Annotated in this window: 13 protein-coding genes; all 13 read left to right on the forward strand. The window is 57.6% G+C overall.

Annotated elements, in window-relative coordinates; translation table 11 throughout:
• The first annotated feature begins 258 nt into the window (after positions 1 to 258).
• The 13 genes from HB393_RS11900 (at position 259) to HB393_RS11960 (ending at position 15,814) form a co-directional block, all read left to right on the forward strand.
• Positions 259 to 1,176 carry a cytochrome c3 family protein gene (locus tag HB393_RS11900; RefSeq protein ID WP_213805385.1) on the forward strand — a complete coding sequence of 306 codons (918 nt, stop codon included), beginning with the start codon at positions 259 to 261 and terminating at the stop codon, positions 1,174 to 1,176.
• Positions 1,173 to 4,352: a TAT-variant-translocated molybdopterin oxidoreductase gene (locus HB393_RS11905; RefSeq protein WP_213805386.1), complete on the forward strand. Its 3,180-nt coding sequence runs from the start codon at positions 1,173 to 1,175 to the stop codon at positions 4,350 to 4,352. Before HB393_RS11900 ends, HB393_RS11905 begins: the two co-directional genes overlap by 4 nt.
• Positions 4,352 to 5,782 carry an NrfD/PsrC family molybdoenzyme membrane anchor subunit gene (nrfD, locus tag HB393_RS11910; RefSeq protein WP_213805387.1) on the forward strand — a complete coding sequence of 477 codons (1,431 nt, stop codon included), beginning with the start codon at positions 4,352 to 4,354 and terminating at the stop codon, positions 5,780 to 5,782. The genes HB393_RS11905 and nrfD overlap by 1 nt, the downstream gene beginning before the upstream one ends.
• Complete coding sequence (locus HB393_RS11915; RefSeq protein WP_213805388.1) at positions 5,782 to 6,324, forward strand: DUF3341 domain-containing protein; 543 nt, start codon at positions 5,782 to 5,784, stop codon at positions 6,322 to 6,324. Before nrfD ends, HB393_RS11915 begins: the two co-directional genes overlap by 1 nt.
• Positions 6,324 to 7,433 carry a c-type cytochrome gene (locus HB393_RS11920; RefSeq protein WP_213805389.1) on the forward strand — a complete coding sequence of 370 codons (1,110 nt, stop codon included), beginning with the start codon at positions 6,324 to 6,326 and terminating at the stop codon, positions 7,431 to 7,433. The genes HB393_RS11915 and HB393_RS11920 overlap by 1 nt, the downstream gene beginning before the upstream one ends.
• A gap of 31 nt (positions 7,434 to 7,464) precedes the next feature.
• Positions 7,465 to 8,796: a hypothetical protein gene (locus HB393_RS11925; protein ID WP_213805390.1), complete on the forward strand. Its 1,332-nt coding sequence runs from the start codon at positions 7,465 to 7,467 to the stop codon at positions 8,794 to 8,796.
• Complete coding sequence (locus HB393_RS11930; RefSeq protein ID WP_213805391.1) at positions 8,786 to 9,451, forward strand: hypothetical protein; 666 nt, start codon at positions 8,786 to 8,788, stop codon at positions 9,449 to 9,451. Before HB393_RS11925 ends, HB393_RS11930 begins: the two co-directional genes overlap by 11 nt.
• 45 nt (positions 9,452 to 9,496) lie before the next feature.
• Positions 9,497 to 10,396 (forward strand): SCO family protein, encoded by a 900-nt coding sequence (locus HB393_RS11935; protein ID WP_213805392.1) that lies wholly within the window; start codon positions 9,497 to 9,499, stop codon positions 10,394 to 10,396.
• 9 nt (positions 10,397 to 10,405) lie between these two features.
• The gene (gene coxB / locus HB393_RS11940; protein ID WP_213805393.1) at positions 10,406 to 11,449 is read left to right on the forward strand and encodes a cytochrome c oxidase subunit II; all 1,044 of its coding nucleotides are present in this window, start codon (positions 10,406 to 10,408) and stop codon (positions 11,447 to 11,449) included.
• Positions 11,446 to 13,119: a cbb3-type cytochrome c oxidase subunit I gene (locus HB393_RS11945; RefSeq protein WP_213805394.1), complete on the forward strand. Its 1,674-nt coding sequence runs from the start codon at positions 11,446 to 11,448 to the stop codon at positions 13,117 to 13,119. Before coxB ends, HB393_RS11945 begins: the two co-directional genes overlap by 4 nt.
• A complete protein-coding gene (locus HB393_RS11950) occupies positions 13,112 to 13,888 on the forward strand; it encodes a cytochrome c oxidase subunit 3 (RefSeq protein WP_213805395.1) in 777 nt (258 codons plus the stop codon). Before HB393_RS11945 ends, HB393_RS11950 begins: the two co-directional genes overlap by 8 nt.
• 40 nt (positions 13,889 to 13,928) lie before the next feature.
• A complete protein-coding gene (locus tag HB393_RS11955; protein ID WP_213805396.1) occupies positions 13,929 to 14,267 on the forward strand; it encodes a cytochrome C oxidase subunit IV family protein in 339 nt (112 codons plus the stop codon).
• Positions 14,268 to 14,362: 95 nt separating this feature from the next.
• Positions 14,363 to 15,814, forward strand: a complete 1,452-nt coding sequence (locus tag HB393_RS11960) for a deoxyribodipyrimidine photo-lyase (protein ID WP_213805397.1) — start codon at positions 14,363 to 14,365, stop codon at positions 15,812 to 15,814.
• Positions 15,815 to 16,282 lie beyond the last annotated feature (468 nt).

Raw genomic sequence — 16,282 nt, forward strand, 5'->3', positions numbered from 1 at the left:
GCTGCATGCCGTTGGTTTTAGAAGAGATCAAGGTCTGATGAAATTTAATAACGGTATTCGGACGAGAATTCTTGAAAGCAATTCAGACTGTTATACTCGACCTTTCAAGGCTTGGCTCTATTCCGGGCACGTCTGTCGTTGTGCCCAAAACCACTGAACCGCTGGCTGATCCGCCTGACTGAATCTTTAGACGCATCAAGCGATCGAAGGCCACATTTCAAGCTTCGTCAGTTTTGACAGAAGAAGCAGGACGCACTCATGGCGCAAGTTTTTGACCGCAGTTCGAACGCGCTGGCTCGATTCAGCCTGGTATTGACGGGTCTGATCGTCATCTCGCTCGGAGTAGCCCTGGACCAGTTGCAGCGTTCCCCGTGGGTGACGAAGCAGGGCCAACGGCCGGACCAGCCGATCCCGTTCAGCCACAAGCACCACGTCGAGGGCCTGGGTCTACAGTGCCAATACTGTCACGTACAGGTAGAGAAGGCGGCCTATGCCGGAATCCCTCCCACAAAGACTTGTATTAACTGCCATGCGCAGATCTGGACGAACGCCGATCTGTTGGAGCCGGTGCGACAGAGCTGGGCGACGGGGGCGTCGATCCAGTGGATTCGGGTGCACGACCTTCCGGACTACGTCTATTTCAATCACGACATTCATGTGAACAAGGGAATCGGCTGCGCGAGCTGTCATGGCCGCGTCGACGAGATGCCGCTGATGTATCAGCAGAACACGCTGCAGATGGAGTGGTGTTTGAACTGCCACCGCAATCCTGCGGTCAACCTGCGGCCGGTAAGCGAGATCTACAACATGGCGTGGTCCGGTCCTTCGACGGACAAGCCGGTGTGGTGCTCGAGCACGATCAAGGGTGGTGCGACGGCTCAGAATGTGAGCTGCACGACGACCAACCCGAACAGCAGCGGACCTGAGGTTGCGATGCTTCAACTGCAGGCTCCCGAGGCGAGTGGCATGAGCAAGCCGCAGTCGGGGACGAACATGCAGCCACATCCGACGACCGGCGACGGCAAGACGGTGAGCGATGGACCTGCGATGGGCGTACTGATGCCCGCCAGCTACGAGAAGTTCACGAGTCAGATCGAGCTGGGCAAGTATCTAACTTCGCAGTACCACATCCGCACACCGAACGAGCTTTCGAGCTGCGAGACGTGCCACCGATGAAGACGACCGGGATCAATAGGACAGGAACAGACGACGCGATGGCTGATATGAAGTTGGACGCAGCGCAACCGGTGACCGCGCAGGCGCAGGTGGTCACGCAGATCGCTCCCGCCAAGCTGACACTGGCTGAGGTAAGGGCGAAGCTGGATGGCCAGACGGGCCGACGATTCTGGAAGAATCTTGACGAACTGGCGGACAAGCCGGAGTTTCAGGAGTTGATGCGCGAGGAGTTTCCGCGGCAGTCCGGAGCTGGAGAGTGGGTCGATGCGGTAAGCCGCCGCGGCTTCCTCAAGGTGATGGGAGCTTCGCTGGCGATGGCCGGTCTGGCGGGTTGCACGAAGCAGCCGGATGAGCCGATCTACCCCTACGTAAAGCAGCCGGAGGACCTTGTCCTCGGCAAGCCGATGTACTTTGCAACGGCGTATCCCTTCCCGACCGGGGCGATTCCTGTGCTGGTGAAGTCGGATGCGTTCCGTCCGATCAAGATCGAGGGCAACCCGGACCATCCCATGGCGAAGGGTAAGTCCGATGCCTATACCCAGGCGACGCTTCTGGAGATGTACGATCCAGACCGCTCGCAGCATGTGACGTATCGCGGAGAGAATGTGGCCTGGGCGCGGTTCCAGTCAGCCTTTGCTACGGCTGCAAAGCAGACAGGCGACGGCAAGGGAATCTACTTCCTGAGCGAGACGATCACGTCCCCGACGTTGGCAGTGCAGTGGCAGCAGTTGCAGAAGGCCTATCCCGCAGCCAAGCTGGTGCAGTGGGAGCCGGTGAATCAGGACTCCTCGCGCGCAGCTTCGAAGGCGGCGTTTGGAAGCTATACGGACGCGCAGTACAAGCTGGAAGAGGCAGACGTTATTCTGTCGCTGGACGCAGACTTCCTCTCTGGCATCGCTCATCCGGGATTCCTGACCTTGGCAGCCGGGTATGCTGAGCGGCATCGTTACGAAGAGGGCAAGACGCCGAATCGGCTGTACGTTATCGAGAGCATGCCGACGGTGACGGGCTTCAAGGCGGAGCACCGGTTGGCGTTGAAGCCGAGCGCGATTGCCGCATTTGCGCAGGCCCTGGCGAGCGGAAGCTCTCCCGTTGGCGCTACTGCCGAGGAGCAGAAGTTCTTCGCCGCGCTGAGCGCAGACCTGAAGAAGAGCGGCGGCAAGTGCGTTGTGATTCCGGGCGAGCAGGCTTCGCCGGCGGTTCATGCGGCTGCCTATTCGTTGAACGCGCAACTAGGCAATGTGGGCAAGACGGTGGTTTATACGGAGACCGTGAACCCGCTGCCGAGCGACCAAACTGCTGATCTGAAGTCTTTGGTGAGCGACATCTACGCGGGCAAGGTGCAGTGGCTGGTCATGCTGGGCGTGAATCCGCTGTATTCGGCTCCGATGGATCTGGAGTTCCGGGCGGCGTTCGACAAGGTTCCTGTGACGGTTCACCTGGGAACGCACGTCGACGAGACTGGTTCGCTTTCGACCTGGCACATCAACAAGGCTCACTATCTGGAGATGTGGTCGGACGCACGGGCGTATGACGGCACGTTGACGATCATTCAGCCTATGATCGATCCGCTGTATGGCGGCAAGAGCGCCCACGATGTCTTCCAGGCGCTGCTTGAAAATCCGCAAGCCTCTGCCTATGACGTGGTGCAGGCGAACGCCAAGAACTACATCAAGGGCGACTTCGCGGCTGGTTGGCGGAAGGCGCTGCACGATGGTTGGGTTGAGGGCACGGCGTTCTCGCCGAAGACTGGCGGCGGTGCTCCGAGCGCGGGATCGTTCCCTGCTCCGTCATCGACGGGCGGCCTGGAGATCTCGTTCAAGCCAGATCCTTCGCTGTACGACGGACGGTTTGCCAATGTGGGCTGGTTGCAGGAGCTTCCCAAGCAGGTGACGAACTTGAGCTGGGATAACGCGGCTCTGATGAGCCTCGCGACCATGGAGGCCCAGAAGCTCGAAGAGAACGATCCAGTAGAGATTGAATTGAATGGCCGCAAGGTCGTCGCTCCAGCGCTGATGGTCCCTGGCCATGCCGATGGAGTGGTAACGATCCATCTGGGTCTGGGCCGCAGGGTCGAAGTAGGACGCGTGGGCGCGGGCGTTGGCTTCAACGCTTATCTGCTGCGGACCACGGGCGGCTTGCTCTCCTCCTCCGGCGCGAAGCTAACCAAGCAGCCGGGAACGTATGACCTCTGTGTGACCAAGGTTCACTCGATCGAGCATCGCGGCAAGCTCGCGCAGAGCGATCTGAACAAGCCGGAGCTGGACACCGAGGGGACATTCTCGCTGCCGGGCCATGAGGCTGAAGAGCGCGGCGTCATCCGCTACGCTACGGTCGAAGAGGCGAAGAAGACCCCTGGATTTGCGCATGAGGGCTCGCCGTTGCGCGAGACCCCGGAGCATGAGACGAGCTTCTTCCCGGATGCCTGGAACTACAAGAAGACCGACCCATCCTCGCTGAAGATTCAGAACGCATGGGGCATGTCGATCGATCTGAATAGCTGCATCGGCTGCAATGCCTGCATCGTAAGCTGCTACGCGGAGAACAACATTCCGGTGGTAGGACGCGAACAGGTGAAGATTGGTCGCAACATGCAATGGCTGCGCATCGATACCTACTTCGAGGGCGACCTGCATGCTCCGAAGGCGCACTTCCAGCCGATGGCCTGCCAGCACTGCGAGAATGCAGGCTGCGAACAGGTCTGCCCGGTAGGCGCGACGGTGCATACGCCTGAGGGCTTGAACACGATGGTTTACAACCGTTGCGTCGGCACTCGTTACTGCTCGAACAACTGCCCATATAAGGTTCGCCGCTTCAACTTCCTGCTGTACTCGGACTACGAGACGGAGAGCTTGAAGTTCATGCGCAATCCGGATGTCAGCGTCCGTTCGCGCGGCGTGATGGAGAAGTGCAGCTACTGCGTGCAGCGGATTGAGTCGGCAAAGATCACCGCTGACAAGGAAAATCGCGAGGTTCGCGACGGCGATGTGGTCACGGCATGCCAGCAGGCCTGCCCGACCGGCGCCATCGTCTTCGGCAATATCAACGACAAGGACAGCAAGGTAGCGAAGCGCAAGGCCGAAGAGCGCAACTATCAGGTACTGGCCGACCTTAACTTCCGTCCTCGCACCAGCTACACGGCTGGCGTCATCAACCCGAATCCGGAGCTGGCATAATGGCGACCAAAAACCCCATTGAAGACCCGATGATCGACCCGCGTACCGGCGAGTACGCGGTCATCGCGCCGGGCCATAACTTCAAATCGGTGACGCAGAAGATCGCGGGCATTGTGCTGACGTCGAACACCCCGTTGGGTTGGTTCTTCGGACTGCTGGTGGGCGGCGGCGTCGCGACGTTCCTGGTGATCGGCTGCACCTGGCTGTTTCTGAAGGGCGTCGGAATCTGGGGTGTCACGATCCCGGGAGCCTGGGGCTTCGCCATTATCAACTTCGTGTGGTGGATCGGTATCGGCCACGCGGGTACTTTGATCTCGGCGATTCTGTTGCTGTTCAAGCAGACATGGCGTAACTCGATCAACCGGTTCGCCGAAGCGATGACAATCTTCGCCGTGGTCTGCGCGGGTACCTTCCCCCTGATTCACGTTGGGCGTCCGTGGCTGGCGTACTGGCTCTTCCCCTACCCGAACACGATGAACATGTGGCCGCAGTTCCGCAGCCCCCTGGCCTGGGACGTGTTCGCGGTTTCGACATATGCCACGATCTCGATCGTGTTCTGGTATGTCGGCATGATTCCGGATTTCGGCACGATGCGCGACCGCGCGACGTTGCCGCTCGCGAAGTATGTCTACGGAATGCTATCGCTGGGCTGGCGCGGATCGACGCGGCACTGGATCCGGTACGAGTCGGCTTCACTACTGCTGGCGGGTCTTTCGACGCCGCTGGTGCTTTCGGTGCATACCGTCATCAGCTTCGACTTCGCAGTGGCTTCGCTGCCGGGCTGGCATACAACCATCTTCCCGCCGTACTTCGTGGCGGGCGCGGTGTACTCCGGATTCGCAATGGTTATTACGTTGGCGATTCCGATCCGTAAGTTCTACCACCTGGAAGACCTGGTGACGCTGCGTCATCTGGACAATATGGCGAAGGTCATGTTGGCGACCGGTTCGATTGTGGCGTACGGCTACGGCATGGAGGTCTTCATGGCGTGGTACTCGGCCAGCCACTGGGAGTTCTTCATGATGTGGAACCGTATGTTCGGGCCGATGGGCTGGGGCTACTGGATCCTGATTCTGACGAACATCGCGATTCCGCTGACGACGCTGTGGAGCCGCAAGCTTCGCGTGAACGTCGGCTATCTGTTCTTCCTTTCCTTCGTGATCAACACGGGTATGTGGTTTGAGCGCTTCGTCATCGTCGTGACGAGCTTGTACCGCGACTTCCTGCCGTCGAGCTGGGGCACCTACCGCGCGACGAAGTGGGACTACATGATTTATGTCGGAACTATGGGTCTGTTTACCTTCCTCTTCTTCCTGTTCGTGCGCTTCCTGCCGATGATCCCGATGTCCGAGATCCGGATGATGCTGCCGCAGACGAAGGTGAAGCGTGGTGGGCCGGAAGCCGAGACTGTAATTGAGGAGACCGCCTGATGCCGCCGCGTGAAGGAACCTACGGGCTAATCGCCGAGTTCAATACCCCCTCGGAACTGGTGTACGCGACCGAACAGGCGCGTGCGGCAGGCTATCGGAGGATGGAGTGCTACACACCCTATCCCGTGGAGGAGGCAGCCGAGGCGCTGCACTTTCACAAGACGCGTGTGCCGCTGGTATGCCTGCTGGGCGGAGTCATGGGCGTAACCACTGCTGGTCTGATGGAGACATGGATCAACGTGTGGGCGTATCCCCTGAATATCGCGGGCAGACCGCTGTTCTCCTGGCCGGCGTTCATCATTCCGGCGTATGAGTGGACGATTTTGTTTGCAGGTCTTTCAGCGGCGTTCGGCATGATCGCTCTGAATGGGTTACCGCAGCTATATCATCCGGTCTTCAATGCGCCGAACTTCCGCAATGGCGCGACGACCGACAAATTCTTCCTTTGCCTCGAAGCAGCGGATCCGAAGTTTTCCCTGACCGAGACGCGGGCGTTTCTTGAACAATTCCCTGCGGTCTCCGTGGTGGAGGTGGAACACTAATGCAGGGATTCGAGCAGATTGGGAAGAGCAAGACGATGGGACGTGTGAACCAGATCGTAACGCTGGGCGTCCTCGCTGGGGTCGGCCTGCTGGCCGGTTGCCGCCAGGATATGCACGACCAGCCAAAGTTCTATCCGCAGCGTGGTACTGCGTTTTATACAGACGGCCGATCGGTCCGTCCGCAGGTTGCCAATACGGTCGGACGAAATCAGCTTCACACCGAGAGCTACTTCTACACCGGTATGGTCGACGGCAAAGAGGGCGATGGATTGCCTTTTCCTGTGACCCTCCAGGTGCTGGCGAAGGGACAGGAACGCTACAACGTGTATTGCACGCCATGCCACTCGCGAGTGGGCAACGGCGCCGGCATGATCGTCCAGCGCGGCTACTCTCCAGCGGGAAACTTTCAAGGTGGCAAGTTGCGTGCAGTCGGGTTGGGACATTTCTTCAATGTCATGACCAATGGCTACGGCTCGATGCCGGATTACGCGTCGCAGTTGACTCCGGCAGATCGCTGGGCGATCGCAGGTTATATTCGCGCTCTTCAGCTAAGCCAGAATGCGCAGCGGTCCGATGTGCCTGCCGGAGCAGAGGTAAAGCCCCTCGCGTCGATCGCGGCTTCCGAAGGTCTTCCGGAGAGCTTTGCCGCAGAGTGGGATGTAGCCTCACCGGCTGAGATGCCGGGGTCGGGCTCGTCCAAGACGATGTCGGCGCCCTCAACAGCGCCGGTTGGAGCGAAGCCGGCCAGCCCCGCACCTGCTGCTGCAGGGACACCTTCCACGACCTCGACGGCAACACCCGCAGCTGCTCTGCCGGCCAAGCCGGTGAAGCAGGAGGTCAGCATCGCCGACGTGAAAGCTGGTCAGTTGATCTACTCCAAGAACTGTCAGGTATGCCATACCGCGCAGCTTACCGGGCGGCCGCCTACCTTTCCTTCTTTGGTGGGCGTCGTCCAGCGACTCGGTGAGGGGCATGTAAGGGGCAACATTCAACACGGCGCACCTCCCATGCCAGCGTTCCCGCAGATTGCCGGGAAAGAACTGGACCAATTGGTCGCGTATCTCACGACCCCGTCGAAGGCGGGTAGCTCGGCTCCGCCAAGTAACTGAACTGGAATTTGAGGATCGAAGGCGCATACGAATGGCACAAGGACACGAACAACACGGACACGCCGATCACGCCCACCACGGGCCGCGGACGCTGCCAGCATCACTAGCAGCTCCTGAGGTACTGTCGGCCTGGCGGATGCGGGCACTCATCGTGGCGGTTGTCGCGACGGTACTGTCGCTTCTCTTCGTCATGGTTCCCGGCGGCAAGACGCACATGCTGCGCGGATATCTACTGGGTGTCATTCTTTCGTTCGGCTTTGCGGGCGGCGGATTGGTGCTGTTGATGCTGCAGTATGTGTCGGGCGGTAAATGGGGATTGCTGCTACGTCGTCCGCTGGAGGCGATGACGCGCACGTTGCCGCTGGTTGTGGCGATGTTCATTCCTCTGGCACTGTTGGCTAAGAAGCTTTACTTGTGGGCGGCCTTTCCGAACAGCGAAATGACCGAACAAGGGCTCCTCAATCATGTGATCAATGAAGCGCAGGCTCATTCGATCAACTACAAGCGGCCTATGTTGAGCCCGGGCAGCGTTCTGGTGCAGACGATATTCGTCTTCGCGGTAATGCTGACCTTCATGTATCTCCTCAACAAGTGGTCTCTTCAACGCGATGCGGATGTAGCGCGTGGAACGGAACAGAGCTTCGATTACTGGCGCGTCAAATTCGAGAATCTTAGCGGTATCGGCATCCTGATTTACGTGATCCTGATGACAGTGCTGATTATCGATTGGGTGATGGCCCTCGATATCACCTGGTACTCATCGGTATGGGGCTTCAAGTTTCTGGTTGGGCAAGGATATGCAGTTCTCGCGTTGAGTGTGCTGTCGGTAATCCTGTTGTCCAAGTTTGAGCCGATCAAGACGATCCTGAGGACGACGGAGCAGCACGATCTGGGCAAGTTCCTGTTTGCCTTCGTCATGTTGAATATCTATCTGACCTTCGGCGAGTTCCTGATCATGTGGTCTGGTAACGTGCCGGAAGAGATTCCCTGGTACCTGAGCCGCATCCGTGGAGGCTGGTGGTACATCTGCACCTTGGATTTTTGTTGCCATTGGCTCATCCCGTTCTGCCTGCTCCTATCGCGAGACCTGAAGCGAAACAAGAAGAAGATGGTCTGGCTGACGTGCTTTATGATTCTGGCGCGCTGCATCGACCTCTTCTGGATCATTGAGCCAAACTTCCCAGATGCCGCTGGCAATCTTCACCTCGCTGGCAATATTGGCATTCTCGCCTACATTACCGTGCCGCTTGCGGTGCTGGGAGTGTGGGTGGCGTACTACCTGACGCAACTGATGGCGCGTCCTCTGGTCGTCGTGAACGACCCGCACCTCGAAGAGATTCTGGAGCCTGAACATGCCCACTAATGACGATCTGGCAAGCCAACATCCGAAGCCCGTTTCTCATGAGCGCAACGCCGATTCTCCCGGCTACGAGACGACCGACGCCAACGTCGGCGGCGTTGCGGTGTTTCTCGCAGGCCTGTTTGGGTTCGTCCTTATCTTCTTTGGTGTCTGCTTCTTTCTGGGCCGCGTTATTAACAACCAGATCACGAAGCAGGACGGAGAACCGACCAAGTGGAACGGCGGTCCGGTCGCGAAGGGCCAGCGCGAGAATCTCGCCAGCAACCCGGAGATGCAACAGAGGGAGCTGCAGAAGATCACGAACAGCTTTCCTTCGCCGCGCCTCGACATCGACGACGGCAACCAGGCAACCGCAGACCTGCATGCGCGCGAAGATCTCTTCCTGGATCACTACAGCGTGGCGGGCTCGACCGGAGAGATCCGAATTCCGATTACCCGGGCGATGGAGCTAATCGCACAACGTGGCTTACCGGTGAATGCCGCATCCACGGCCTCGCCTCAGCTTGCGGGCGATGTGAAGCCCGAGGTGCAAGCTCCTCTAACGACAGGTTTTGCGCGTACTGGTTACGAGTTGGATGTGATTGAAGCACGCAAGCAGAAGATGAGCTTTGCTAAGGCAGAAGCCGGCACCCACGAGGAGCCGGGTGCCGCGAAGTAACAGCAGGGCGCAGCGGGATTTAAGATAAGTATCAGGTGAACTGAGATGACGAGCGGAAAGACAATTCGGGCAGGATGGCAGGCGGCGGCTCTTTGCTGCGCTCTGCTTGGTTCGACAGGTCTGGCGCAGGTCTCGAGTTACGGGGACAAACAGGGCGGCGAAAATACCGGGGATCAACTTCCCAAGGTGCTGCAGAAGGTCGCCGTCACTCAACATCTGAACCAAAAGCTTCCGATGGATGCGGCTTTCGTGGATGAGACGGGTAAGTCGGTAGTGCTGGGTGACTACTTCGGCAAGCACCCGGCGCTGCTCTCCCTGGTGTATTACGAGTGCCCGCTGTTGTGCTCAGAGGAGCTCGATGGCATGACCGGTGCCCTGGAGATGGTGAAGCTTACCCCCGGTAAGGACTTCGACGTCATTATTATCAGTATCGACCCAAGCGAGACCCCAGAGATGGCGGCGAAGAAGAAGGCTTTCTACCTGAAGCGCTACGGGCGGCCAGAGACCGCGGCAGGTTGGCATTACCTTACAGGCCAGAAGCCGGCTATCGATGCGGTAACGGACGCTGTTGGATTTGGCTATGTCCGCGTTCCGGGACCGGATGGGAAGCTTACGCAGTTTGCTCATGCGAGTTCGTTGGAGATTGTGACGACCGATGGAAAGCTGGCGCAGTACTACCTGGGCGTAGAGTATTCGCCGAAGGACATGCTTCTGGGGTTGATCGAGGCTTCCAATAATAAGATCGGTTCGCCGGTTGCCAACATTCTTACCTACTGCTATCACTACGATCCCGAGACGAACAAGCATTCTCTGATCGTCGCTCGAGTGGTTCAGTTTGGCGGGATGGTAACGATGGCTGGGCTAGGCGGATTTATGTTTTTGATGTTTCGGCGAGATCTCAAACTGGGACGCGACCACGACCTGATGAAGAAAGATAACGGATAAAGGGTAACGATGCATATCAGTCCAGTCCTGTGGCAATTTTTGGTGAAATGGCTCCACGCTTCCGCGCTCTTCCCGAGCGAGGCATCGACCATCGCGCCTTACACTGACGCGCTTTACTTCTTCCTGCTGACAATCACAGCGGTGGGCATGGTCATTGTCGGGATTCTCGTCTTTGGGTTTTCGATCCGCTATCGCAAGGAGCGGCATCCAGTCGCGATCCAGGTCGAAGGCTCGACGCTGCTGGAAGCGACGTGGACGATCATTCCGCTGGCGCTATTTCTGGTCGTCTTTGTCTGGGGCGCTCTTTTGTACTTCCGCATCTACAATCCACCGGTCAATTCGATGAATATCTATGTCGTGGGCAAGCAGTGGATGTGGAAGGCCGAGCACCCAGGTGGCCAGCATGAGATCAATGCATTGCACGTTCCCATGGGTCGGCCTGTGCAGTTGACGATGATCTCGCAGGACGTCTTCCACAGCTTCTCGATTCCGGACTTCCGCGTGAAGCGAGAGGTAATTCCCGGACGCTATACGACGGTCTGGTTCGAGGCAACGACGCCGGGGACCTATCACATCTTCTGCACGCAGTACTGTGGAACGAAGCACTCGGAGATGATCGGAGAGGTCACGGTTTTGACTCCCGATGACTACCAGCGCTGGACGCAGGGTTCGACCAGCGGCATGTCGCTGGCACAGAACGGCGAGCGGCTGTTTGCGAGCATGGGTTGCAACTCGTGCCACTCGGGCAATGCGGCGGCTCGCGGCCCGAATCTCGCTGGGGTCTACGGTTCGAAGCTTCAACTCGCGAACGGGTCTGAGGTTCTGGTGAACGAGGCCTACCTGCGGGATGCGATTCTGAATCCGTCACAGCATGTTACGGCGGGCTTTGCGCCGATTATGCCGACCTACCAGGGTCAGGTAAGCGAAGACGGCCTGATCGACCTGGTCGAATACATCAAAGGTCTACAGACTAACTACCGTGTGCAGCAGACGCTGACCACATCACAGTCCAACCAAGTGGCGCCGACAACGCCGGGGATGGTGAAGCCATGAGTACAACCAGTTCAACAATCATCAACCTGCCAGACCAGCGTACTGCTACGCTTCCGAAGCGGAACTACCTCAACAACGAGCACGGGCTACTGAGCTGGCTGTTGACAGGCGATCACAAACGGATCGCGATTCTGTACCTGATCTCGATTACGTTCTTCTTCTTTATCGGCGGTGTGTTCGCTGGTCTGATTCGCTTGGAGCTGCTGACGCCTCAACCAGACTTGATGGCTTCGGATACCTACAACAAGATGTTCTCGATGCACGGCATCGTGATGATCTTCCTGTTTCTGGTTCCATCGGTCCCTGCGACGCTGGGTAACTTCCTGATTCCGATCATGCTGGGTACCAGGGATCTGGCCTTTCCGAAGATCAATCTGCTGAGTTGGTACCTGTATCTTGCAGGCGGAACGTTCACGCTGGCCGCGCTGATCTTTGGCGGTGTCGATACCGGTTGGACGTTCACAACTCCGTTGTCGACCCACTATCTGAATACGAACGTGGTGACGGCTGCGACGGCGATCTTCATCGCGGGTTTCTCGTCGATCTTTACGGGCTTGAACTTTATCGTGACGATTCACCGCATGCGTGCACCGGGCATGACTTGGTTCCGGATGCCGCTGTTTGTTTGGGCACACTACGCTGCCTCTGTATTGATGGTTCTTGGAACCCCGGTTCTCGCGATCACGATCGTTCTGGTTGCGCTGGAGAGGACGATCGGCATCGGCGTCTTCGATCCGACCAAGGGCGGCGATCCTCTCCTATTTCAACATCTCTTCTGGTTCTACTCGCACCCTGCCGTCTACATCATGATTCTTCCTGGCATGGGAGTGATCTCAGAGATCGTCAGTACGTTTAGCCGCAAGCGTGTCTTCGGCTATACGGCGGTGGCGTTCTCTTCAGTGGCGATCGCGCTGTTCGGATTCTTCGTTTGGGCGCACCATATGTTCATCATGGGCGTGTCCAACTACTCGGCGCTGGTGTTCTCGCTGCTGACGATGCTGGTCGCTGTTCCTTCTGCGATCAAGATCTTCAACTGGGCGTTTACGTTGCAGAAGGGGTCGATTACCTTTGAGACTCCGATGCTTTACGCCTTTGCCTTCTTCGGTCTGTTTACGATCGGCGGAATGACGGGCGTGTTCCTGGGCGCTTTGGGTATGGACATTCATCTGACCGAGACCTACTTCATCGTGGCGCACTTCCACTACGTAATGGTGGGCGGCATGTTGATGGCATTTCTTGGTGGTATCCACTTTTGGTGGCCGAAGATGACGGGCCGGATGTATCCGGAGTCGTTCTCGAAGCTCTCGGCCGTGACCAGCTTTATCGGGTTTAACCTGACCTTCATGCCTCAGTTTATCCTCGGTTATCTGGGGATGCCGCGACGATACCATGCGTATCCGGCTGAATATCAGGTGTTGAACGTGCTCTCCACTGCTGGTGCAACGGTCCTTGGTGTCGGCTTCCTGCTGCCATTGCTGTACCTGACTTGGTCGCTGAGGTATGGCGCGATCGCCGGCAACAATCCTTGGCAGGCAACGGGACTGGAGTGGCAGATTCAGTCTCCACCGCTGACCGAAAACTTTATCGAGACCCCCATCGTCGACCATGAAGCGTACGACTATGAGTGGCTTGCTCACAAGACGCAACAAGAGGTGACGACCGTTGGATAACGCCGTTGTAGTTACGCATCCGCACACCCACGAGACGGCCGTGCATGAGGAGCACCACCATGTGGCGCTTCCGCAGCATCGTCATCACTTCGAGACCGAAGAGCAGCAGCGCGAGGCCGGTACGTTCGGCATGTGGCTGTTCCTGTTGACTGAAATCATGTTCTTCGGTGGGCTCTTCTTCGCCTACCTGCTGTATAGGAACTGGTACTACGACGCCTTTGTGTCGGCTTCCAATCAGCTCAACGTTACTCTGGGAGCGATCAACACGGTCATCCTGATCGGCTCAGGCTTCTTTATGGCGCTGGGCGTTTGGGCGGCAGAGGTTCGGAAGCGGAGTTTGCTGGTTCTGTTCCTCGTGCTTACAACCGTATTAGGATTCGCGTTCCTCGGGATCAAGTATGTGGAGTACCACGAGAAGTGGGAGAAGCATCACATTCCGGGCGAGCACTTCGATATCTCGGAGTTTGTAAATCCTCCAATCGATGCGAAGACCGGCAAGGCCTCAGAGAAGCCTCTAGCGCCTGATATGGCTCAGAAGACGCAGGTATTCTTCTCGCTGTACTTCGCTATGACCGGAATGCACGCTGTCCACATGATCATCGGCATTGTGCTGTTGTTCTGGCTGACTTGGCGAGCTTATTACGGTGAGTTTTCGAGCGGATATGTTGCGCCGATCGAGAACTTCGGACTGTATTGGCATTTCGTCGATATCGTGTGGCTATTTCTGTTTCCGCTGCTCTACCTTATCAATCGGCACCCGCTGAAATAGCTGAATTCCAGCCGCTACTGCGGCATGAAGGACCAGGTTAATGTCTGACGCATATCACGATCCATCGAACGTAACGAATCCGGAGCACGCTGACCATCACATTGTGACGCCGCTTCAGTACTGCATGGTCTTTGGCGCACTGTTGATCGGAACGCTTGTTACGGTGCTGGCTGCCGATATCGATCTCGGGGTGTTGAATCCTGTGATTGCGCTTGGGATTGCCTGTACCAAGGCTGTCATTGTCATCCTCTTCTTCATGCATGTGAAGTATCAGTCCAAGCTGATCAAGATGACGGTTGGCGCTGGGTTCTTCACCTTTATTGTGTTGATTACGATGACGTTGAGCGACTACATGAGCCGCGCCTGGGGTCTTTGGTAAGGGCTGGAAGGTAATGTGTTTGACGAGAGTGCGGCCTTCGGGCCGCATTTTTCGTTGGGCGAAGGTGAGTTGACAGCTCGCCGTACACTTGCTGGATGAGTGAGAAGGACGCTGCGGCTCCGGAAGAGCTTCGCGAGTTGGCGGAGGATGCGCGGGTCACGGTTCGGCGAGGTGGAGCGCCTGCCGCTGATGGGCGCTGTGTTGTGTACTGGATGCAGCGGGCGCAGCGTGGAGTCGACAATCATGCGGTGGATCTTGGGGTGAAGGTCGCGAATCTATTGGGTTTGCCGCTGGTGGTGTACTTTGCGGGGATCTCGAACTTTCCTTCTGCGAATCTGCGGCACTATGTCTTCCTGAATCAGGGATTGCCGGATGTGGAGGAGGATCTTGCGGAGCGGAATATTGCGTTCGTGATGCGGCGCGCCCCGCGGGAGTCGCACGAGCGGATGTTTGCGGATGTCGGTGCGGCGATGGTGATCGGTGACGAGAATCCGATGCGGGAGCCGGAGCGGTGGCGGCGAGAGTTGGCGGAGCGTCTGCGGGTTCCGTTTTGGACGGTGGATACGGATGTGGTGGTTCCGTCGAAGCTGATCGAGAAGGCGCAGTATGGAGCGTATACGATTCGTCCGCGACTCTATCGGCTGCTGCCGGAGTATTTACATCCTTATGAGAATTTGAAGGCGGCGCATGAGTGGAAGCGGCCGGCTGGGTTCGTGTCGGATTCGGTGCATGAGGACATCACGCGGGGGTGGAAGGACCTTGACCGAAGCGTTGGGCCGGTGGAGGCCTGGACGGGCGGGACGCATGTGGCGATGACGCGGTTGAAGCTGTTCTCGGGGAGCATGTTGAAGAGTTATGAGGTTCGGAGGAATCGTCCGGAGGTGGATGGCACCTCGGCGCTGTCGCCTTATCTACATTATGGGCATGTCGGGCCGATGACGATTGCGCTGGCTGTCGATGCGGCGGTGAAGAAGGATCCCAGCCTGAAGAGTGCCCGGGAGAGTTACTTCAACGAGCTCATCGCGTGGCGGGAGCTGGCGGTGAACTTCGTGAAGTCCACGCCGAACTACGATACGGCTGACTGCGCGGAGAAGTGGGCGAAGCTGACGATTGCGGCGCATGCGCGGGATGAGCGCGAGCATCTTTATACGTTGAAGCAGTTAGAGCGCGGCGCGACTTACGATGAGCTTTGGAATGCGGCGCAGATCCAGATGGTGCAGCATGGGTGGATGCACAACTACCTCCGGATGTATTGGGCCAAGAAGATCCTGGAGTGGACGCCGGATGCGGCTACTGCCGTGAAGTATTGCGTCTATCTGAACGATAAGTATTTTCTGGATGGGCGCGACCCGAATGGATATGCCGGAATTGCCTGGGCGGTGCTGGGCAAGTTCGACCGGGCTTGGTTTGAGCGGCCTATCTTTGGGAAGATACGGTATATGTCCGGGGCTTCGACGGGGAAGAAGTTCGATTCGAAGCGATATATCCGGCAGATGCGGGAGTTGGCGGATGGTGGCCAGACGGAGTCTCTCTTCCCGGAGACCTAATGGGCTGCCTATGTCGGGGCCGTTCTCATGGGTCTAGTAGGTCCTGGGGCACCCCTTGAGGTAGGTCCTTGCTGGACCCCCCCTTTTTTGCGCAAAATCTTCTTTTCATTTGGTTTGGCCTTGGACTTTTGGAGGGGCGTTTGTAGGAGACCTTTTGGAAGACGATGTCTTAAGGTGCAGTACAAGCGTGCGCTGCTCTCCGTGTCGGCGGGCCGAGGGCTATGGGTTGGCAAGGACCTTGTTTCTCTCCGCACTGAGCGGTGAGTTGATTGGTGTTTCCAGTTATTACTTCTACTTCTATTTTACTAAGTGGACCATAACTCCAGTGCCACTTTTATCTTGTTGACTGAGCTTGAGTTAGGTTGTTTTGGGGCTTGACAGCGTGTTTTACTGGGAAATTTTCGATAGGAGGTTGTAACTAGTGGCATGCCGCTGAGATAGAGATCATGTTAGTGCGGATGCGGTGGG

Origin of the sequence: Granulicella sp. dw_53 (assembly GCF_018449545.1) — a bacterium.
Lineage (GTDB): Bacteria > Acidobacteriota > Terriglobia > Terriglobales > Acidobacteriaceae > Edaphobacter.

What these genes read in the sequence shown, in the direction of transcription:
- HB393_RS11905 (WP_213805386.1), top strand. Translation starts at nt 1,173, where the DNA reads ATGAAGACGACCGGGATCAATAGGACAGGAACAGACGACGCGATGGCT.
- HB393_RS11955 (WP_213805396.1), top strand. Translation starts at nt 13,929, where the DNA reads ATGTCTGACGCATATCACGATCCATCGAACGTAACGAATCCGGAGCAC.
- HB393_RS11935 (WP_213805392.1), top strand. Translation starts at nt 9,497, where the DNA reads ATGACGAGCGGAAAGACAATTCGGGCAGGATGGCAGGCGGCGGCTCTT.
- HB393_RS11945 (WP_213805394.1), top strand. Translation starts at nt 11,446, where the DNA reads ATGAGTACAACCAGTTCAACAATCATCAACCTGCCAGACCAGCGTACT.
- nrfD (WP_213805387.1), top strand. Translation starts at nt 4,352, where the DNA reads ATGGCGACCAAAAACCCCATTGAAGACCCGATGATCGACCCGCGTACC.
- HB393_RS11920 (WP_213805389.1), top strand. Translation starts at nt 6,324, where the DNA reads ATGCAGGGATTCGAGCAGATTGGGAAGAGCAAGACGATGGGACGTGTG.
- HB393_RS11900 (WP_213805385.1), top strand. Translation starts at nt 259, where the DNA reads ATGGCGCAAGTTTTTGACCGCAGTTCGAACGCGCTGGCTCGATTCAGC.
- HB393_RS11960 (WP_213805397.1), top strand. Translation starts at nt 14,363, where the DNA reads ATGAGTGAGAAGGACGCTGCGGCTCCGGAAGAGCTTCGCGAGTTGGCG.
- HB393_RS11925 (WP_213805390.1), top strand. Translation starts at nt 7,465, where the DNA reads ATGGCACAAGGACACGAACAACACGGACACGCCGATCACGCCCACCAC.
- HB393_RS11930 (WP_213805391.1), top strand. Translation starts at nt 8,786, where the DNA reads ATGCCCACTAATGACGATCTGGCAAGCCAACATCCGAAGCCCGTTTCT.
- coxB (WP_213805393.1), top strand. Translation starts at nt 10,406, where the DNA reads ATGCATATCAGTCCAGTCCTGTGGCAATTTTTGGTGAAATGGCTCCAC.
- HB393_RS11915 (WP_213805388.1), top strand. Translation starts at nt 5,782, where the DNA reads ATGCCGCCGCGTGAAGGAACCTACGGGCTAATCGCCGAGTTCAATACC.